17 protein-coding genes are annotated in these 18,555 nt (G+C 55.0%); 9 read left to right on the top strand and 8 right to left on the bottom strand.

Annotation, left to right across the window (positions count from 1 at the left end; translation table 11 throughout):
- Positions 1-23 precede the first annotated feature (23 nt).
- Positions 24-953: a hypothetical protein gene (locus tag VHE34_RS12600; protein ID WP_325588366.1), complete on the bottom strand. Its 930-nt coding sequence runs from the start codon at positions 951-953 to the stop codon at positions 24-26.
- 96 nt (positions 954-1,049) lie between these two features.
- Between VHE34_RS12600 and VHE34_RS12595 the strand changes: the two genes are divergently transcribed.
- Positions 1,050-1,478 (top strand): DUF1810 domain-containing protein, encoded by a 429-nt coding sequence (locus VHE34_RS12595; RefSeq protein WP_325588364.1) that lies wholly within the window; start codon positions 1,050-1,052, stop codon positions 1,476-1,478.
- A 118-nt stretch (positions 1,479-1,596) separates the two neighbouring features.
- Positions 1,597-2,505 (top strand): lysophospholipid acyltransferase family protein, encoded by a 909-nt coding sequence (locus tag VHE34_RS12590; RefSeq protein ID WP_325588363.1) that lies wholly within the window; start codon positions 1,597-1,599, stop codon positions 2,503-2,505.
- Between the two features lie 67 nt (positions 2,506-2,572).
- Here VHE34_RS12590 and VHE34_RS12585 read toward each other — a convergent pair whose 3' ends face one another.
- Complete coding sequence (locus VHE34_RS12585) at positions 2,573-3,394, bottom strand: alpha/beta hydrolase (protein WP_325588361.1); 822 nt, start codon at positions 3,392-3,394, stop codon at positions 2,573-2,575.
- A gap of 121 nt (positions 3,395-3,515) precedes the next feature.
- Between VHE34_RS12585 and VHE34_RS12580 the strand changes: the two genes are divergently transcribed.
- Positions 3,516-3,656, top strand: a complete 141-nt coding sequence (locus VHE34_RS12580) for a hypothetical protein (RefSeq protein ID WP_325588359.1) — start codon at positions 3,516-3,518, stop codon at positions 3,654-3,656.
- Here VHE34_RS12580 and nifJ read toward each other — a convergent pair.
- The gene (gene nifJ / locus VHE34_RS12575) at positions 3,620-7,192 is read right to left on the bottom strand and encodes a pyruvate:ferredoxin (flavodoxin) oxidoreductase (protein ID WP_325588357.1); all 3,573 of its coding nucleotides are present in this window, start codon (positions 7,190-7,192) and stop codon (positions 3,620-3,622) included. The genes VHE34_RS12580 and nifJ overlap by 37 nt on opposite strands.
- A 157-nt stretch (positions 7,193-7,349) precedes the next feature.
- Here nifJ and VHE34_RS12570 point away from each other — a divergent pair, with 157 nt between their 5' ends.
- Complete coding sequence (locus tag VHE34_RS12570; RefSeq protein ID WP_325588355.1) at positions 7,350-8,525, top strand: DUF1343 domain-containing protein; 1,176 nt, start codon at positions 7,350-7,352, stop codon at positions 8,523-8,525.
- Here the strand turns inward: VHE34_RS12570 and VHE34_RS12565 are convergent.
- The gene (locus tag VHE34_RS12565; protein WP_325588353.1) at positions 8,514-9,386 is read right to left on the bottom strand and encodes a phytanoyl-CoA dioxygenase family protein; all 873 of its coding nucleotides are present in this window, start codon (positions 9,384-9,386) and stop codon (positions 8,514-8,516) included. The genes VHE34_RS12570 and VHE34_RS12565 overlap by 12 nt on opposite strands.
- Before the next feature lie 35 nt (positions 9,387-9,421).
- On the opposite strand from VHE34_RS12565, the gene VHE34_RS12560 reads away from it, so the two are divergent.
- From VHE34_RS12560 to VHE34_RS12550, 3 genes are all read left to right on the top strand, one after another.
- Positions 9,422-9,658 (top strand): hypothetical protein, encoded by a 237-nt coding sequence (locus tag VHE34_RS12560; RefSeq protein ID WP_325588351.1) that lies wholly within the window; start codon positions 9,422-9,424, stop codon positions 9,656-9,658.
- Positions 9,659-9,755: 97 nt separating this feature from the next.
- On the top strand, positions 9,756-10,568 hold the full coding sequence (locus VHE34_RS12555) for an SDR family oxidoreductase (RefSeq protein ID WP_325588349.1): 813 nt from the start codon (positions 9,756-9,758) through the stop codon (positions 10,566-10,568).
- 27 nt (positions 10,569-10,595) lie between these two features.
- The gene (locus VHE34_RS12550) at positions 10,596-11,504 is read left to right on the top strand and encodes a helix-turn-helix domain-containing protein (RefSeq protein ID WP_325588347.1); all 909 of its coding nucleotides are present in this window, start codon (positions 10,596-10,598) and stop codon (positions 11,502-11,504) included.
- A gap of 24 nt (positions 11,505-11,528) precedes the next feature.
- On the opposite strand, the gene VHE34_RS12545 is transcribed toward VHE34_RS12550, so the two are convergent.
- The 4 genes from VHE34_RS12545 to VHE34_RS12530 form a co-directional block, all read right to left on the bottom strand.
- Positions 11,529-12,338: an AraC family transcriptional regulator gene (locus VHE34_RS12545; RefSeq protein ID WP_325588346.1), complete on the bottom strand. Its 810-nt coding sequence runs from the start codon at positions 12,336-12,338 to the stop codon at positions 11,529-11,531.
- Positions 12,339-12,359: 21 nt separating this feature from the next.
- Positions 12,360-13,331, bottom strand: a complete 972-nt coding sequence (locus VHE34_RS12540) for an aldo/keto reductase (protein WP_325588344.1) — start codon at positions 13,329-13,331, stop codon at positions 12,360-12,362.
- A gap of 85 nt (positions 13,332-13,416) precedes the next feature.
- The gene (locus VHE34_RS12535; protein WP_325588342.1) at positions 13,417-14,964 is read right to left on the bottom strand and encodes a GMC family oxidoreductase; all 1,548 of its coding nucleotides are present in this window, start codon (positions 14,962-14,964) and stop codon (positions 13,417-13,419) included.
- Between the two features lie 10 nt (positions 14,965-14,974).
- Positions 14,975-15,337, bottom strand: coding sequence for a hypothetical protein (locus VHE34_RS12530; protein ID WP_325588340.1), 363 nt, complete (start codon positions 15,335-15,337; stop codon positions 14,975-14,977).
- A 79-nt stretch (positions 15,338-15,416) separates the two neighbouring features.
- Between VHE34_RS12530 and VHE34_RS12525 the strand changes: the two genes are divergently transcribed.
- Together VHE34_RS12525 and VHE34_RS12520 are read left to right on the top strand one after the other, a co-directional pair.
- Positions 15,417-15,917, top strand: a complete 501-nt coding sequence (locus VHE34_RS12525) for a DinB family protein (RefSeq protein WP_325588338.1) — start codon at positions 15,417-15,419, stop codon at positions 15,915-15,917.
- Positions 15,910-18,555, top strand: a complete 2,646-nt coding sequence (locus VHE34_RS12520; RefSeq protein ID WP_325588336.1) for a bifunctional YncE family protein/alkaline phosphatase family protein — start codon at positions 15,910-15,912, stop codon at positions 18,553-18,555. The genes VHE34_RS12525 and VHE34_RS12520 overlap by 8 nt, the downstream gene beginning before the upstream one ends.

Raw genomic sequence — 18,555 nt, 5'->3', positions numbered from 1 at the left:
TGTTACGATTTGAATAGTTGTCGTTATTCAATAAATTTCGAATACGCCCTTGGACCGAAATATTCGTATCCCTTATTCTCTTCATCTGTTCGATACAGGACGGAGTGGATAAAGCCATTTAGTTCCACTTGTTGCGTGTGGAATATTTTCCGATCGGGATTGGGTTTAAAAAAGAAGGCGATTTGATCGTTTGTGCTTCGGTAAAAAATCAAAGAATCGTCTTTGGGGCGGGAAAACGAAAAATCGTTTCGCAGGTGTCGCAGCATCAAATGCGATCTGAACCATGTTCCTCCCGTGGCCGAGACAAAGGGTTTTCCGTTTAGCAGCGCGACACTGTCGTTGTAGGCAAATACGGTTAAAGTCGCTGTCTTAATGTGTTTCAGCCAGGTCCTTATTTTGTCATAGTAGCTGCTGTCGTAACCGTAATCGCTGTCGAGGAAAGTGATTCGCTGCACAGCGGAAGGGATCTTTTCAACGCCGGCGAGATAGCCAAAAACAAAACTTCCGCCACCGCTATGTCCGCTCAGCTGGATTGTTTTCCTTTTGGATGGAATAAGGTTGTACAAGGTATCCACAATATGCCGAATTTCTGCCTTAAAATCCGGATGTTTTTGTTTCCATGAAGGCCAACTTTTGTAATTATTTTCAAGATATGCCACCACGATATTTCGGTTCAGTTTCTCCCGGATAAAGGAAGTTTGTGCTTTTATGTGCTGAATATCATAGTGCCAGTCGTCGCCTGGCGCCAGCGCTTTTCCCATTGTTTGCGCGGTGGTATTGCCATTGGGAAGAGCAAATACAATCAGCGTTGTTCTTTTATATCGATAGGAAGGCACGTCCATCGTGATCTTTACATCGTTGTATATTCTGAAAGAATCGAGGTGAGGCTGTGCATGGCAAATTGTGGACCGGCCGAGGGAGATGAAAAGCAGGCAAAAGGCGAAGTACTTCATGTCATAAAGCTAAAGATTCCTGCGAATCTGCTTAGAAAAGTCGGATCCGGCGACAGACAATGCATTAATTTTGCTCTACAATAGTTCTAATCAGATATGACCTTTCTGCTGGATCGCTTTATCACTGCTCAGGCGACAAGCTATGTTCAGGCGCTTTCCGAGATCCGCGCGGGCCGAAAGCGCAGCCATTGGATGTGGTTTATCTTTCCGCAACTGAAGGGACTGGGTTCAAGTTCCAACGCTTTGTACTACGGCATTGAGGGGCTTGCGGAAGCGACTGCTTATCTGAAAGACAAGATCCTTGGCGCCAGGCTTATAGAAATCTCCCGGGCGTTGCTGACGCTACCGGGAAGCAATGCTACTACAGTGATGGGAAGCCCGGACGATATGAAGTTACGCTCTTCGATGACCTTGTTCTCGGAGGTGGAGGGGGCAGATGCCGTGTTTGAACAGGTGCTGGAGAAATATTTCCAGGGGCAGAAAGACGCCAGGACATTGGCGATGTTGGGGCAATTGGGTGGATGAGAGGAAGTGGAATTGTCAAAGGCTGCATAACATTCGGGTGATAAATTCCTCCTTTTAGTATATCTTTAAGCCGGTCGCCGGCGCCTCGATAGGGGCCGCGAAACCACCAGGTCTTGCCATGTATTACCTATTTTACGGATTCCTTTACGTCGTGTCACTTCTCCCCATGCGGGTTCTTTACTTGCTTTCGGACTTTATTTATGCGATTGTCTACTACGGCTTTGGCTATCGCCGGAAGGTGGTGATGGGCAACCTGCGGCAGGCTTTTCCGGAGAAAACGGAAGCTGAGCTGGTCGGGATCGCGAAAAAATTCTACCATAACTTTATTGACTCCTTTGTGGAGGTGGTGAAGCTGGTGTCAGCGGATGAGGCCTGGTTGCGGAGGCGATTCACGGTGGACGTGCGCGTGCTGGATGAGGTTTATGCAACGGGCAAACCCTGCCAGATGCACCTGGGACACACCTTCAATTGGGAGTGGGGGCAGATCGTGCTGACGGCACTGACGCGATTTAAGATCCTGGTGGTCTATATGCCCATCGGCGCCAAAGTGTTTGAAAGGCTGTTTTACCGGCTTCGGACCCGCACGGGGAATGTTTTTTTGCCCGCCCCACAAATGCGGGAAGCTATCGTACCGCACCTCTCCTCCCAATACCTGCTGGGACTGGTGGCGGACCAGTGTCCGGGCAATATGCAAACCTCTTATTGGATCGATTTCATGGGCCGGCCGACTCCCTTTGCGAGCGGGCCGGAAAAGGGCGCCCGGCAGGGCCACCTGCCGGTGATCTTTGCGTCGATCGATAAACCGCGGCGGGGCCACTATCACGCCACGATGAAACTGGCTTGTATGGATGCGGCTGAGCTTCCGGAGGGCGAGCTGACGCGGGAATATGTTCGATACCTGGAATCGGTGATCCGGAACCGGCCGGACATGTGGCTGTGGAGCCATCGGAGATGGAAACATGCGTGGAAGGAGGAATATCAACCGCGGAGGATCGATGAGGGTGGGTTGGGGTTGCTGCCGGCGTGACCGTGGATGGGGTGGAAGAAATCCCTGCATTTATTTCTTACGATAAATGCAGGGAAGCTGAGGGGGATTATCCTTTTATAAATGCTAAGAGATCGGCATTGATCGTCGCCGCTTCCGTGGTGGGCATTCCGTGGGGGAAGCCCGGATAGGCGATCAGTTTTCCCTTCTTGAGCAGCTTGATGGACTTCGCGGCTGAGTTTGCAAAGGGAACGATCTGGTCATCTTCGCCGTGCATAACAAGAACCGGGATATCGACGGTTTTCAGATCGTCGGTGAAGTCGGTCTCTGAAAAGGCCTTCACACAATCATAATGCGCTTTGATACCTCCCATCATGCCCTGGCGCCACCAGTTGTCGCGAATCCCCTCCACGATCTTCGCACCCGGGCGATTATATCCGTAAAAGGGCATCGTAAGGTCGTGGTAGAACTGCTGCCTGTTGAAGCCGGTATTTTGGCGAATGTCATCGAATACGGCAATGGGAACGCCATCGGGATTTGTTGCGCTTTGCACCATCACCGGGGGCACCGCGCTGATTAAAACGGCCTTGGCTACGCGCCCTTTTCCATATTTCGCTGCATAATGGATGACCTCACCGCCGCCAGTAGAGTGTCCAACGTGGATCGCATCCTTCAGATCAAGCGCCTTTACGAGCTCGGCTACATCTGCAGCGTAGGTGTCCATTTCGTTGCCTGTGGCGGTTTGGGAAGACCGCCCGTGGCCTCTGCGATCATGCGCGATCACCCGGAATCCGTGCTGCAAAAAGAACATCATTTGGGCATCCCAGTCATCAGAAGACAAGGGCCAGCCGTGATGAAATACGATGGGTTGCCCTGTGCCCCAGTCCTTGTAGAAGATCTCTGTACCGTCCTTTACTTTAATCGTAGCCATTTTCTTGAGTTTTTTTATTATCGTTAATCGTTTTGTAAAGGTCGGCGACTTCTGCGAATTGCCGTACCCGATGCGATGTCCCCTGCATAGCAATCGATGTCGATTTAACGGGTCGCCCGACATGGCCAACGGAGACCGGAGTCCGGAAGGCGCCTGGCGCCAGCGTGCTCAATCTGTGGCGGCGATGCCGAACCCCATAAAGAGTTTGGGAGGGAAGGGGCTGGGCTATAGTCCTGTCAGCGTCTTCATTCTCGACCAGTGATCTTTTGTAGCTTCCTCTGCTTCGGCCAGAAATTTTGCGGCCAATTCGGGATCCTTTGCCATGATCACCTTGAAGCGGTTCTCCCGGTACAGGAAGTCCGAAAGCGGAAGGGTAGGTTCTTTCGAGTCGATCACGAAGCGCTGGCCCTGGGGTTTCGAGGGATTATAGTGGAACAGGGGCCAATACCCGGTCCTGACGGCCAGGTCCTGGTGTTCCGTCCCTTCGCTCATTTCGATGCCATGGGCGATACAGTGCGCATAGGCGATGACCAGCGAGGGGCCGGGGAAATTCTCGGCTTCGATGATGGTCCGGAGCGTGTGGGAGTCGTTGGCGCCCATGGCGATCTGGGCCACGTAGGCCGTGCCATGGGCGATGGCTTGCAGGGCCAGGTCCTTCTTGCCGGTCGTCTTTCCGTTCACGGAGAATTTGGCGCTGGCGCCGATCGGGGTTGATTTGGACTTTTGACCGCCGGTGTTGGAATAGACCTCGGTATCCATGACGAATATGTTGACATTCTCGCCTGTCGAGAGCACATGGTCCAGTCCGCCGTAGCCGATGTCGTAAGCCCAGCCATCGCCGCCGATGATCCACATCGAGCGCTTCGCGAGGAAGTCGGCCAGGTAGGAGAGGTTTCTTGCCGCTGGGGTATCGATGGCGGCGAGACGGGCTTTGAGTTCGTGGATGTGTTGGCTGAGGAGTTTTATTTCGGATTCCGTTGTTTCCGGGGCGTGGACGAGGGATTCGACCAGGGTTTCTCCCAGCGTATCCTTCATTTGGTGCAGGGCGGATATTGCAGCCTCCCGCTTCTTCTCATTGGCGAGCTTTATGCCGAGTCCAAATTCCGCATTGTCCTCGAAGAGTGAGTTTGCCCAGGCCGGTCCGCGGCCTTCGTTGTTCTTCGACCAGGGGGTGGTCGGGAGGTTGCCGCCGAAGATGGAAGAACAGCCCGTGGCGTTGGCCACGATCATGCGTTCGCCATACAGTTGCGTCAGCAATTTCAAGTAGGGCGTTTCGCCACAGCCGGCGCAGGCTCCCGAGAATTCGAACAGGGGTTGAAAGAATTGAGATCCCTTGACGGTATTCCGGTTGACCCGTTCCCTGGCGATCTCGGGGAGGTGGAGGAAGAATTCCCAGTTTTGCCGTTCCGCTTGCTGGATGGCGGTCTTATCGACCATATTCACCGCCTTGTGGTCCGGATCGGTCTTGCTGACGATCGGGCAGTATTCCATGCAAAGCGTGCAACCGGTACAATCCTCGGTGGAGACCTGCAGGGTATATGCTTCTTTTTCCTTATCCCATTCTTTGCCGATGGGGTCCATGTGTTTGAAATCTGCGGGTGCGGCGGCCAATAGCCCTTTGTCATACACTTTTGCGCGGATCGCAGCATGGGGACAGATCAGGACGCATTTGTTGCATTGGGTGCATAGACTGGTATCCCAGACGGGGACGGTATCGGCGATATTTCGTTTCTCCCATTTTGTCGTACCGGACGGATAGGCGCCATCTGCCGGAAAGGCGCTGACGGGAAGCTCGTCGCCGTCGCCCGCAATGATCTTTCCGAGGACGTCTTTGACGAAATCGGGGGCCGCATCCGGGACGGTGTTGCTCAGGGGGGTGTCTCCGATGGCATACCCGTTGTAATCGACCTCGTACAAATTTTCCAGGGCTTTGTCTACGGCTTCGTAGTTCTTTTGCAGGATCTCTTCCCCTTTCTTGCCGTAGGTCTCGACAATCGCCGTTTTTATCTTGCCAATGGCTTCTTCGCGGGGAAGGATATTGCTGATCGCGAAGAAGCAGGTTTGCAGGATGGTGTTGACGCGACCGCCCATATCCGACCCTTTTGCGACTGCATGGGCATTGATGGCGTAGAATTTCAGTTTCTTGCGGACGATCTCCTGCTGGATGGGGCGGGGCAATTTGTTCCAAAGTTCGTCTTTTGGATAGGGGGCGTTGAGCAGGAAGACCGCGCCTTCCACCGCGTCCCTCAATATATCGTACTTGTTCAGATAATTGAAATGGTGGCAGGCAATGAAGTTGGCAGAATCGATCAGGTAGGTCGATTGGATGGGATGCTTGCCGAAGCGGAGGTGCGAAACGGTTAAGGAGCCGGATTTCTTCGAGTCGTATACAAAATATCCCTGGATATAATTATCCGTCTTTGTCCCGATAATCTTGATGGAGTTCTTGTTTGCGCTCACTGTCCCGTCCGAGCCAAGCCCGAAGAACTGGCCTCTGAACAGGTGTTGGTTATCCAGGGAGAAGTTGTGGTCGTAGGGGAGGCTCAATTGCGTAACGTCGTCATTGATCCCGACGGTGAAATGAGGCTTGGGGTCGGCGTTGTCCAGTTCCTTAAAGACCGCTATCACCATTGCCGGGGTGAACTCCTTTGAAGAAAGGCCATAGCGTCCGCCGATCACCAGCGGATAGGGCCGGAGCCTGGCGCTGCTGAACGCGTTTACGACGTCCATATACAACGGTTCGCCGATGCTGTTCGGTTCTTTGCAGCGGTCGAGCGCCGCCACCTTTCTCACCGTCTTTGGGATGTAAGCCAGGAAATCGGCAACGGAAAAGGGTCTGAACAAGCGTACGATCAACACGCCGACCCTTTCTCCCCGGCCGTTGAGAAAGTCGACAGTTTCTTTTACGGCGCCGGCTCCCGAGCCCATGATCACGATCAGCCGTTCGGCTTCTTCGTGGCCATAGTATTCAAACGGCAGATACTTCCTGCCGGTCAGTTCTTCAAACTGTTGAAATTTCTGTTTTACGATATCGACTACCCTGTCATGGTAGGAGTTACAGGCTTCCCTGTTTTGGAAGAAAACGTCCGGGTTCTGGGCCGTGCCGCGGATGTTGGGATTGTCGGGTGACAAGGCCCTGCTCCGGTGTGCATTCACTTCGTCCATATCGATCATGGCTTTTATGGTCGTGTCGGGGATCCTGTCGACCTCGGTCAACTCGTGGGAGGTGCGGAATCCGTCGAAAATATTGAGGAAGGGAATACGCGAGCTGAGGGTAGCGGACTGAGCGATAAGCGCCATGTCCATCGCTTCCTGCGAGGAATTGCCGAAAAGCATGCTGAAGCCGGTGGAACGGACTGCCATGACATCGCTGTGGTCGCCGAAGATGGATAGCGCGTGGGTGGCCAGCGATCGGGCGGCGATATGGAAAACGGTGGGGGTGAGTTCCCCGGCGATCTTGTACATGTTGGGGATCATCAGGAGTAATCCCTGCGATGCCGTGAAGGTGGTAGACAGGGTGCCGCCCTGCAGGGCTCCGTGTACCGCGCCGGCGGCGCCCGCTTCGCTTTGCATTTCAATGATCCTGGGTACCTGGCCGAAGATGTTCGTGAGTCCCTGGGCGCTCCATTCGTCCGCCCATTCGCCCATCGTGGACGATGGAGTGATGGGATAGATGGCGCAAACCTCGTTTGTTTTATAGGCGATATAGGCGGTGGCCTCGTTGCCATCCATTATGGCGAGACCTGGTTTTTTGGGTTTTGGCTGGTTGCTGCCGGCAGACCCCGGTTCGATGGCCATATGTATTGCTTTTCTGGCGATAAATATAAAGCCGGAGGTGGGGGTAGCCTATGACCGGGGTCAGGGGCCGGGATGATTAGTCACGGGGTGAGGGGAGGGGTGGGACGACGGTTCCCGGTGTTCTTTTCCAGCGCCAGCAATTTCGTATCTTTCCTCCATGGTTACCCTTTTTATTGCGATTTTTACCGTCTTCTTCCCACCAAAGCCGAAGCCCATCATCACCGGGGCCGATCAAACGAGCGCCTATCTTCCTTTATTAAAGGGCAAACGGGTGGGCATCCTGGGCAATCCCACGAGCATTGTCGGCAGCCGGGCGCTTGTCGATAGTCTTCATTCCCTGAAGATCGACATTCGGGAGATCTTTGGTCCCGAACACGGATTTCGCGGTAAAGCCAGCGCCGGCGCCAAGGTGTCGGACGAGGTCGATTCGGCCACGGGCATCCCCATCATCTCGCTTTATGGTTCCAAGCGGAAGCCGTCCAGGGAAGACATGGACGCGATCGATATTATGATCTTCGATCTGCAGGATGTAGGTTGTCGATTTTACACCAACATCAACGTCCTGCGCAATATCATGGAAGCCTGCGCCGAGTCGGGTAAGGAACTTCTTATCCTCGACCGGCCCGATCCGAATGGTTATGTGGATGGTCCGATACTGGATATGTCGCTTAAGTCCGGTATCGGTCAATTTCCAGTGCCGATCGTCCATGGGATGACGATCGGGGAATTCGCTCAAATGATCAACGGGGAGGGCTGGTTGGCGAATAAGGAACAATGTAAGCTGAAGATCATTCCTGTGAAGAATTACGATCACTCTTTGTATTACAAGCTGCCGGTCAGCCCTTCTCCTAATTTGAATACGCAGCAATCCGTGCTGCTTTATCCGTCGCTTTGCCTTTTCGAGGGGACTGTCATCAGCCAGGGGCGTGGGACCCATATGCCGTTCACTGTCCTTGGCAATCCTGAGTTGAAGAGTGCCTATTCTTTTTCTTTTACGCCGGTCAGTATTCCGGGGATGGCCGAGACGCCGCTTCACCAGGACCAGGTGTGTTATGGCCTTGACTTGCGCGTTATCGATGCCGACAGCCTGCGGAAGACCGGGAAGATCAATATCACGTGGATGATGCAATTCTACAAGGCTTATCCGCACAAGGAGAAATTCTTCGACTATCACCAGAGCAAGCAGATGGGGGATATCAATAAACTGGCGGGCACGACGGCCTTTAAGGAACAGATCGCCGCCGGGATGAGCGAGGCGGAGATCCGCCGGAGTTGGGAGCCCGGCCTCAGCAACTATAAACAGATGCGGAGGAAATATCTTTTATATCCCTGAGAATAATAGCGGGAAGAACTGGCCTTCCATGCGGTGGCCGGACTTTATGACGGGTACGCCTTTGAGGAGCTCGTCGTTTGATTTGGATTCGGTACCGTCGGCGAAGACGTTGGTCACGAAGGCGCGGCGGGATCGCGGCGAGGAATTGGCGTAGGACCCGTGAACCATCAGCGGGTGGTGGAATGCGGCGTGTCCTTTTTTCAACTCGATGGGGATGGGTTTGAATTCTTCCTTTTGCTCCTTTGTTAAATACTGCATCAATCCTTCCATATCGCCTGCCAATGCGGGTTTGTCGAGCAGGCCCCAGTTGTGGCTTTTGGGTACGTAGTATAAACAGCCATTTTCTTTTGTCGCGTCGTCCAGGCCGACCCAGCATGTGAGATGTTGGAGTGGTCCGGTGCGGGTCCAGTAGGAGTAGTCCTGGTGCCAGGCCACGACGCCGCCGTGTTTGGCGGGTTTGCAGAATAGCTGGTCGTGCCAAAAACGGACCGGTTTGTTTCCGAGGAGCTGGCTTGCGGCCATTACGAACGCCGGGTTCCATAAGACATCGTGAAATCCTTTGGTGATGCGCCAGGCGCCGAGGGCGTGGAACAGGACTTTGTCGGGGTCGGCGGACTCGTTGCTGTGGAATTCATGGAATAGGCTGTTGGCCGGGTGAGTGGGGTCCATGATCGCCTCCAACTCGTTCTTTAATTGGTCGATCTGTTTTTCGTTCAGCAGCTTTATATCGGCGAGATAACCGTATTCTTTGAAGAAGGCGACCTGGTCGTCGGTTAGTTTGTATTGCTTCCATTCGGCGGGGGTGGCAGGCCAGGTGAAGAGATCGGAGATCAGGTGGTGTATTTGGGAGAGGTCTTGCATATGGCTATTTTGGGCAATTTAGTATCTTTCCGGCCATGGAACAAACGGTTGAAATTCCGGTGGATGTACGGGGTGTGGAGCGGACCTTTACGGCTCGTGTGCAGGCTTGGCGGTACGGGCTCCGGTTTTTGGTGGATGTGGATAGCGTCGAGGTGACGCTGGAGCGGGATGATGCGGGGGAGTTTCGGGCTATTTTGCCGGAGGGGTTTAATGGGAAGGCGCCGGATCGGGAGATGATTGCGGCGATTGTTGAGGTGTTGGAGGGGTTGTAGGTGGGGCGGTCATCGAAGAAATGTATAAGCCTTGCCAAGAAACCTATAAATACGGGGAGTAGCTGCGTCGGAACTTTGTGGCTACAAAAGAGAAATTATGAAAAAGACCGTATTTATTACCGGGGCTTCTTCCGGGTTTGGCAAGGAGACTGTTCGTTTGTTTCATGAAAAAGGCTGGAATGTTGCCGCGACGATGCGTTCGCCGGAGAAAGAGGGCGAGCTGGCGGCGTTGGATGGGGTGCTGGTGACGCGATTGGATGTGACCGACGAGGGGAGCATTGCGGCTGCGGTGAAAGCGGCGGTGGGAGCTTTTGGCGGGATCGATGTGCTGGTAAATAATGCCGGCTATGGGGCTCTTGGCGCGTTGGAGGCGGCTTCGGATGCGGAGATCCGGCGGCAGATGGAGGTTAACCTGTTCGGGTTGATCGCGGTGACTAAAGCGATGTTGCCCCATATGCGCGAGCGGAGAGCGGGTGTTATCATCAATGTTTCGTCTGTCGGGGGCAGGGTCACTTTCCCTTTTACTTCCCTGTATCATGCGACGAAGTTTGCCGTGGAGGGTTTAACGGAGTCCCTGCAGTATGAGTTGAATCCCCTGGGGATCCGGACGAAGATCATCGAGCCGGGTGGGTACCGGACGGAATTTGCGGGGCGATCGATGAGTGCTATCGGTGCGGGGGGGATCGATGCGTATCGGCAGCCGTGGGACAAAATGGTAGAAGTGCTGGCCGGTTGGCCGATGTCCGGGAATATCCGGGAGGTGGCCGATGCCATTTTCGAGGCGGCTACGGACGGCACGGAGAAGCTTCGTTACCCGGTTGGACAGGATGCGGAGCAGTTGCTGGCGGGGCGTGTCCAGATGGATGACGTCGCCTTCAAGAAGATGATGGTTGGACAGATTGGCATCTGAGGACAGGGGCGTAAATTTGCACTAACCATGAAAAAAGAGTCAATTATCGATCTGGAGTCGATCGGGGCGCTGCACGAATTTGTGCAGTGTCCCCCGCCGCGGCATCCGCTGGTGAGTGTGATCGATCACCGGGATTTTTATGGCAGGCGGCCGAAGGATCCGGCGGTACGGCTGCGGATGGGGTTTTATACGATCTCGTGCAAGAAATTCGAGGGGTTGATGTACTATGGCAAGGGTCATTACGACTTTAAAGACGGGTCTCTTGTGTTTACTGCGCCGGGGCAGGTGATCGGCGCGGGGCCGGATATCCGTGTGGAGGAGGGATGGGGGCTGTTTGTGCATCCCGATGTGTTACATGGGACGGCGCTTGGAAGGAAGATCCATGAGTATACTTTCTTCCATTATGAGGTGAATGAGGCGTTGCATATCTCGGAGGAGGAGAATTCGTTGATCCGGGATTGTCTCAGGAAGATCGAGCGGGAGTACCAGGGGTCGATCGATAAACATACGCAGGGGCTGATCGTGAGTAATATCGAGCTGTTGCTAAACTATTGTAACCGGTTTTATGACCGGCAGTTCTATACCCGGACCCGGGTGAATGCGGATGTGGTGCAGCGGTTCGAGGCGTTGCTGAAGGACTATTTTGGACAGCCCACTTTAATTGAGTCGGGGCTGCCGCCGGTGACCTATTTTTCGTCACGACTGAACCTGTCGCCGAGCTATCTTTCGGACCTTTTACAGAAGACCACGGGAAAGAGCACGCTGGAGCATATTCACCTGGAATTGGTGGATCGGGCGAAGTCGCTGCTATGGGGGACACCGCATTCGATCAGTGAGATTGCGTATGAATTGGGGTTTGAGCACCCGTCTCATTTTACGAAAATCTTCAAGGCGAAGACGGGGAAATCGCCTAGTGAATTTCGGAATCCGAACTGAGGGTTGGCCGTGCTTTGGGGCCGGCTACGCCCATTCCGTGGGGGCTTTGCCGAACTTTTTCTTGAAGGAATGGGAGAAATGGGAGAGGCTTTCGAAGCCGAGGTCCAAATAGATGGAGGAGGGCTTTTTGTTCTTCTTTTCTATCAGGTGGCGGGCTTCGGTAAGGCGTCGTTCCTGCAGCCATTGGCGGGGCGCCATGCCGAATGTCTTTTGGAAATCGCGTTTGAAGGCGGCGAGGCTGCGGCCGGTGAGTCGGGCAAATTTTTCGATGGGGACGTTGAAGTGGAAGTTGCTGAGCATGAATTTTTCCAGATCGATCTTATAGGGGTCCGAGAAGTCGAATAGAAATTCTTTCAGGGCCGGCATGGTGTGCAGCAGCAATTGAACTCCTTCTTTTACTTTTAGCAGGCCGAGCGCGGTCGTCAACTTTTTTTCCGGATGTTGAATATAGGGTAATACGGATTGGAAGTATCCACGCAGATAGTCGTTTGGCGGCAAAAGGATGTTGGACGGGCCGATATACCGGTGATCTATTTCGATATGCTCTTCCAGGGCGATCTGCCGGAGCAGATCTTCCTGGAGGCATATGACGATCGATTGATAATTTTCCCCGGGTAATGGGAGCTTCGTGAGCTGGGCCAGCTGATTTTTACGGATCAGCAGCATCGCGCCGGGTTGGGTGGCGACCTTTTCCGTCGAGGTTTCCAGGGTCAATTGTCCCGAGACCTGCAGGACCAGGGTGTTATGTCCATGGAAGCCTACCTTTTCCTTCCGCATTGCCGAAAGAAAAGCGTAGAAGATGACCCCGGGCATTATTTCGGCAGGATTTGTCACTGTATAAAGATATTGAAATTTCTACCGTTGCAGGTAGGTGCCGCCGGTGATCGCGCCGGGTGCGAAATGGGTATTCAGAATGTTTGTTTCTTCCGGGGTGAAGGTGATCGCCATGGCATCCCTATTCTCCGGCAGCCGGGAACGTTTGCTCATACTGACCAGCGGCATGAATTGTTCGCCCTGCCGGTTCACCCAGGCGATGGCCAGTTGGGCCGGTGTATATCCTTTTTCCTTTGCCATGGTCTTCAACACTTCGACTTTCGCGAGATTGTTCTTCAGGTGCTCGCCCTGGAATCGCGAAAAATGGTTGCGGTAGTCATTGGCTGCGAGGGGAGCCTGCAATTCACCGGTGAGTAACCCTTCGGCGGTGTTCGCAAAGGCGACCACCCCAATACCCAACTCCCTGGCGGTGGGAAGAAGGTCGTTTTCAATGCTGCGTTCGGCGAGGGAATAGCCTATTTCGAGGGCTGATACCGGATATATGCTGTTTGCCTTGCGCAATTGGTCTGCGGTGATCTCGGACACGCCGAGGTAACGCACCTTGCCTTCTTTGATGAGATCGGCGACGGTCCCTATTACATCCCCGATGGGGACTGAGTTGTCCAACCGGCAGGGTTGATAGAGATCGATGGTGTCAATGCCGAGGCGCACGAGGGAGTAGTTGATGAAGTTGCGGATGGATGTGGGACGGAGATCGAGACCGAGGAAGCGGCCATTGTCGACGAGGCCGCCGAACTTAACACTTATAAAGGCGTCGTTCCGCCTGCCTTTTATGGCTTTGCCTACCAACAGCTCGTTGTGGCCGCTGCCGTAGAAGTCGCCGGTGTTGAGGAAATTGATGCCGTTGTCGAGAGCCGCCTGGATGGTGGCGATGCTTTCCGCTTCATCTTTTGCTTTCGAGCCCCAGACGGGGGACATGCGCATACAGCCTAATCCGAGCTTCGATACGAGCGGGCCCTCTTTGCCGAGGGCGATCTTTGCTATTGTTGTCATTGTTTGTTTTTTTTAACGAGACAAAGATCGGACCCGGGGCAGGGTGCGCATTTCCCTTATGGCTCAATTTACTTGTCTGGATGGCTCAGCCAATGGGCGAGGAGTGGAAGAGCTTTTTGAGATGGTCGGAAAGGCGGAGGCTGAGTGCAACGATGGTCAGGGTGGGGTTGGGTGCGGCTGCGGTGACGAAGCAGCTGGCGCCGGCGATATAGAGGTTGGACACGCCATGGATTTTGCAATTGGCATCGACGACACCGGTCTGCGGATGGTTGCTCATGCGGGTCGTACCCATATGGTGCCAGCCGCCGCTGGTGAAGTCGGGCCAGGAGGGGTCGTTGGCATCCTGTAAATAGTCCATGAGTTTGATGCGGCCGGCGCCGTGTTGGCCGACCTGTTGGGCGACGAGCTGGTAGAAGGTGCGGATGCTTTGCTTTTCGAGGGGTGTCAGGGTCCAATTGAGCCGGGCGCGGAGCATGCCGAGCTGATCGCGTTCGGGCATGAGGGTGATACGTGAGTCGGGGTTGGGGGATTGTTCGATACGGGTCTTTAGTTCGAAGGCGTTGTAGCCGGATACTCCGGCGGCTTTCTTTTCGTGAGAATCCCACATGGACTTCATTTGATCTTCGTTCTTTTTCGGGTCGTCGGTGTTCCATATTTCGATCTGGGACTTTATCCCTTTGGCGAGTTCGGCGGGAAAAAAGGAACAGGTGCCGTTGAGGATGCGGTGCGCTTTCTGTGCGGCCGGTGTGATGGCCAGTTCGCAGCGCATTTTGGTTCCACCGCTCGAGAAGGTATAGAGCTTCATCGCATCGGGTTGCGGCAGGTGGATCCAGGCGGACTGGATCTCGAGATGTTCCATGAAGTGGCGGCCGACGAGGTCGTGATCATTGCCGAGGCCTTTTGGCGCCTGGGGACAGGCGGCGAGGAGGAGGCGGGCGTTCTGGATCGTGTTGCAGGCGAGAATATAGCGGCGGGCTTTTACTGTGTGAGTCTTACCGCTGAGATTGCGGGCGGTAAGCTTTTCGATGGCGCTGACGGATTCATTGGCGGTTATCTCCGTTAGGTTACTATAGGTGTAGAGGTGAATGTTGCGGGATTTTCGGACCGCATCCCCATATTTTGTATTGAACCGGGTCGGCGGGCTGAACTGCCAGACCTTATTCCAGACGATTTCGTTAGGGGGCAGCAGGGATTTTAGAGACGGATCGAGCTGCTGCCAGTATTGGACATCGTATTCGTAGGGGCCGAGGTCGAGTACTTTTTGCGCCCGGGCATAATAGGGATCGAGGTCCGATCGCCGGATCGGCCAGCCGCTTTTTGGGACCCAGTCTCTTTTTTCGAAGTCGATGGGATCGAAGATGGAGCAGAAGCCCGCCCAGTGGTTGCTGGTGCCGCCAAAATAATGCAGGCGGGTGGAGCGAAGGGGGTAGTAGCGCTGGCCGGTGGTTTGGCCGGTGTATAGATCCTGCATTTTGTCGTCGTAGTCGAAGCCGCCGCCTTCCAGCAGGATCACTTTATACGGCGTGCCTTCCCATTCCATGGCGATGCTGAGGCCGGCGGGACCACAGCCGACGATACAAATATCTCCTTCTATGTGGGTGTGATCGGGCAGGTGGCGTGCGTCGAGGTGCATGAGGCGATGTTTATGGCTTTTGCAGGGAATACAGGGCGCATTGGCGGGCTTCGGTGATGGACAGCACCCAGCCGTCGATGGTGACCGTTTTGCCGGCGGCGTAGTCCTGGCGTGCTTTGGCGTCGAGCTGGTTTGTGGGGTCGCTGCCCTGGGGAAGATCGGTGGTGAGGAGGCTGACCAGGCGATCTTCCTTTGTTTCGGCGGGCGTTGTTTTGCGGTAGTTGTTGCCGATATGGCGGAGGGTGGCGGGGTCGCAGATGGTGGAAAGGAAGAGGGGCCGGCTGAGCGCGGGGTTTGTGTGTGGCTTGCAGGCGGGCGCGATGGAGGCGCCCACTCCGCCAATTGTTAGTAAGATGAAATTCCTTCTTCTCATGGCATGCGCCGCCCCCGGCGGGATGGTTGTGTTAAGTTAATAAAAAATGCGGGTATAACCCTGTATCTTGCGTTTCGTTATGGAGAACCTTTCTGATCTGATCGACTATCATCTATGGGCGCACCGGCGACTGCTGGAGCTGCTGCCCGCGCTGACGGCGGAAGAATGGAATATCGACACCCGCGGCAGCTTCCCTACCTTAAAGGCGTTGTACCAGCACATCCTGGAGGGCGATTATCGCTGGCTGCAGCGGTGGAAGGGTGTGCCTATTGCCGAGGTCCCGGCGCATTACCGGATCGAGGGCTATGAGAGCCTGGACCGGCTTTTCCGGCCGCAGCTGGACGAGATGGTGGTGTCGGCGAAGCAGTGGCTGGCGTCGGGTCCGGACCGGCCGGTGTATTTTATCACGGGCAAGGGATTGCATGTGACGCAACCTTTCTGGCAGACCTTTTACCAGGTGGTCAACCATGGAACCTATCACCGGGGGCAGGTAGCGCATATGTTGCGCGCATTGGGCCGGCAGCCGGCCACGACGGATATCTTTTTATTCTTTCTTGAAAAGGATCAGCAACATGGGTAAGCACTTAGTCAGCAGTTTTTGTTTTTTGTTCTTTGTAGGGATCGCGTTTGGGCAGGAAGCGGCGAGCTTTCGGACGGCCTATGACGATAGTATTCAGGGCCGGCGTGCCGCGCATACGGTGATGCCGTTCAATCGATGGATCAAGTCGGCGGGAGAAGTGCTCCGGTTTGGCGATCCCTCGCAGGAGAACCATGCGCTGGATTTTGCGATCCTTCCCGACAGCCAGCATCTTGTGCTGGAGGAGCGGTATGGGGTCGATATCCTGGATACGCGGAGCCATAAATGGGTGGCTCACTGGAATTTTGTGAATGATCCGGCGGTGCGCGACCTGATGAGTACGTACTCGGGTATCAAGACCTTTGCTTTTGGGGGACATACGTATATCGTTTGGGGTGCGGGGAATTCGCGACGGTCGGCGGTTTTGGTGGCAGAATGGGATGGGACGGCGGTGCGGAATGTGACCCACCTGGTGGTGAATGCGGAATGGCCGGCGGCTACTGCGCTGCCCAATGACATTGCCGTGCAGGTGGAAGGTGGCGAGCCGTACCTGTATGTGGTCCTCAATGGAAATAATCGATTGATGAAGGTGCGTTTTGCGGATCGGTCGGTGGTATGGACTGTGCCTACCGGGGTGGCTCCTTATGGGTTGCGGATCGTGGATAACAAGGTGTATGTGACGAACTGGGCGGGTCCGCGGGTCACCGAGGCCAGCCCTGAAACGGCGGGGACGCCCTGGGGGAATGCTTATACGAGCCCGGTGACGGGGGCGACGGCTCGTGGGAGTTTGTCGATTATCGATGCCCGCACGGGTGGGGTTCTTGGCGAGGCGCCGCTTGGGTTGCATCCGAATGCCCTGGTGTGCAGCCCGGACAGTCTTTTTCTTTATATCTGCAACGGAAACAGCGATAATATCAGCGTGTTCGACGTGCGGCGTGGGGTCGTGACGGATTCGATTCCCGTCGGGCTTTTTGGGGGCAGTATCACATATTATGGGAGCAGTCCGAATGCGCTGCAACTGGATGCCTCGGGGACGACGCTGTATGTGGCGAACGGGTTTGACAATGCGCTTTGCGTGGTCCAATTGGGGGCGGATGTGGCGACTCGCGGTCGCGGTAAGACCCTGGTGCGGGGATATATTCCGACGGAGGCCTATCCGGGGGGTGTTGCTTTGTTTCGCGGGACGCTGTATGTCGCCAATATCGAGGCGGAGGGTTCGGGGGTGCTGGCGTTGGCGCCGACGTTGGTCGACGATTCTATGCGGATGGCCTATACTATTCACCAGGAGTTGGGTTCGATGAGCATCATCCCGGTACCTGATGACAAGAAGCTGAAGAATTTTACGGAGCGGGTGCGGGAGCAGAGCCTGCTGTTCCGCCTGGCGCTGACGAACCGGGCACCGCGTGCGGGGGTGGCGCCAAAGCCTGTTCCCGAGCGGATCGGGGAGCCTTCGGTTTTCAGGCATGTGGTCTATATCATCAAGGAGAATAAGACCTATGACCAGGTGTATGGAGATATGAAACCGGGACGGGGTGCTCCGGGACTTTGTATCTATGGCGACAGTGTGACGCCGAACCAGCATCGGCTGGCGTCGACGTTCTCGCTGCTGGACAATTACTATGCGGCGGGCAAGTGTTCTGCGGAGGGGCATCAGTGGGCGGATGCGGCGATGGTGTCGGATTATGTGGAGAAGAGCGTTCGTGCTTGGTTCCGGAGCTATCCGCACCGGCAGGATGATGCGCTTGTGTATAACCGGAACGGGTTTATCTGGAACAACGCGTTGGACCATGGGAAAAGCGTGCGGGTGTATGGGGAGGCGTGTACGACGCATTATGATGAGAAATTGAAATGGGAGGATATCTATCGGGGATATTTGGAGCATCGGGACCAGGGATTCTATAATACGACGACGATCGGGCGGCTTCGGCCGATCATTTCGCCCGACTACCCGGACTGTGATAATCTCGTGTTCACGGATCAACTGCGGGCGGATATTTTTATCAGGGACTGGAAGCGGGCCGAGCGGGCTGTTGGAGATTCTTTGCCGGATCTGATGGTCGTGTCCTTGCCGGACGATCATACGGCGGGGACTTCGCCGAACTTCCCGGCGCCGCAGGCGATGGTTGCGGACAATGATTTGGCGGTGGGCCGGATCATCGATGTGATTACGCATAGCCGGTACTGGGAGAATACGGTGGTCTTTGTGACGGAGGATGATAGTCAGTCGGGTTGGGATCATATCTCGCCCTATCGGACGACGGGGCTTGTGATCAGTCCTTATTCGGTGTTTGGCCGGGCCATTCATACGAACTATAACCAGACAGGGATGGTGCGGACGATCGAGCAGATCCTGGGGATCCCGCCGATGAATGTGATCGACGCGACGGCGTTGCCGATGTTCGATTGTTTTTCTGCTGAGCGGTCATCCGGGGTGGCTTTTTCTCATGTGGTGAACCAGGTGCCTTTGGACCGGATGAACAGGCCGGTGGCGGAGTTGAAGGGGAAGGCGGCGAGTTTTGCGCGGGCTTCGGCGAACCAGGCGTTCAAGGATGTGGATGGGGGGGATGATGCGTTGATGAATAGGATACTTTGGTTTGCGGCGAAGGGGGAGGAGCCGTATCCGGTGGCGACGAGGCCTTAG

This window comes from Puia sp. (assembly GCF_035546395.1).
Classification (GTDB): domain Bacteria; phylum Bacteroidota; class Bacteroidia; order Chitinophagales; family Chitinophagaceae; genus Puia.
Note: the sequence above shows the minus strand (reverse complement) of the source record. Positions and strands in the feature narration are given on the sequence as shown.

Excerpts from the sequence above, each read along its gene's own strand:
- VHE34_RS12600 (WP_325588366.1), bottom strand. The coding sequence starts at position 953 with ATGAAGTACTTCGCCTTTTGCCTGCTTTTCATCTCCCTCGGCCGGTCC.
- VHE34_RS12595 (WP_325588364.1), top strand. The coding sequence starts at position 1,050 with ATGACCTTTCTGCTGGATCGCTTTATCACTGCTCAGGCGACAAGCTAT.
- VHE34_RS12590 (WP_325588363.1), top strand. The coding sequence starts at position 1,597 with ATGTATTACCTATTTTACGGATTCCTTTACGTCGTGTCACTTCTCCCC.
- VHE34_RS12585 (WP_325588361.1), bottom strand. The coding sequence starts at position 3,394 with ATGGCTACGATTAAAGTAAAGGACGGTACAGAGATCTTCTACAAGGAC.
- VHE34_RS12580 (WP_325588359.1), top strand. The coding sequence starts at position 3,516 with ATGGCCAACGGAGACCGGAGTCCGGAAGGCGCCTGGCGCCAGCGTGCT.
- nifJ (WP_325588357.1), bottom strand. The coding sequence starts at position 7,192 with ATGGCCATCGAACCGGGGTCTGCCGGCAGCAACCAGCCAAAACCCAAA.
- VHE34_RS12570 (WP_325588355.1), top strand. The coding sequence starts at position 7,350 with ATGGTTACCCTTTTTATTGCGATTTTTACCGTCTTCTTCCCACCAAAG.
- VHE34_RS12565 (WP_325588353.1), bottom strand. The coding sequence starts at position 9,386 with ATGCAAGACCTCTCCCAAATACACCACCTGATCTCCGATCTCTTCACC.
- VHE34_RS12560 (WP_325588351.1), top strand. The coding sequence starts at position 9,422 with ATGGAACAAACGGTTGAAATTCCGGTGGATGTACGGGGTGTGGAGCGG.
- VHE34_RS12555 (WP_325588349.1), top strand. The coding sequence starts at position 9,756 with ATGAAAAAGACCGTATTTATTACCGGGGCTTCTTCCGGGTTTGGCAAG.
- VHE34_RS12550 (WP_325588347.1), top strand. The coding sequence starts at position 10,596 with ATGAAAAAAGAGTCAATTATCGATCTGGAGTCGATCGGGGCGCTGCAC.
- VHE34_RS12540 (WP_325588344.1), bottom strand. The coding sequence starts at position 13,331 with ATGACAACAATAGCAAAGATCGCCCTCGGCAAAGAGGGCCCGCTCGTA.
- VHE34_RS12535 (WP_325588342.1), bottom strand. The coding sequence starts at position 14,964 with ATGCACCTCGACGCACGCCACCTGCCCGATCACACCCACATAGAAGGA.
- VHE34_RS12530 (WP_325588340.1), bottom strand. The coding sequence starts at position 15,337 with ATGAGAAGAAGGAATTTCATCTTACTAACAATTGGCGGAGTGGGCGCC.
- VHE34_RS12525 (WP_325588338.1), top strand. The coding sequence starts at position 15,417 with ATGGAGAACCTTTCTGATCTGATCGACTATCATCTATGGGCGCACCGG.
- VHE34_RS12520 (WP_325588336.1), top strand. The coding sequence starts at position 15,910 with ATGGGTAAGCACTTAGTCAGCAGTTTTTGTTTTTTGTTCTTTGTAGGG.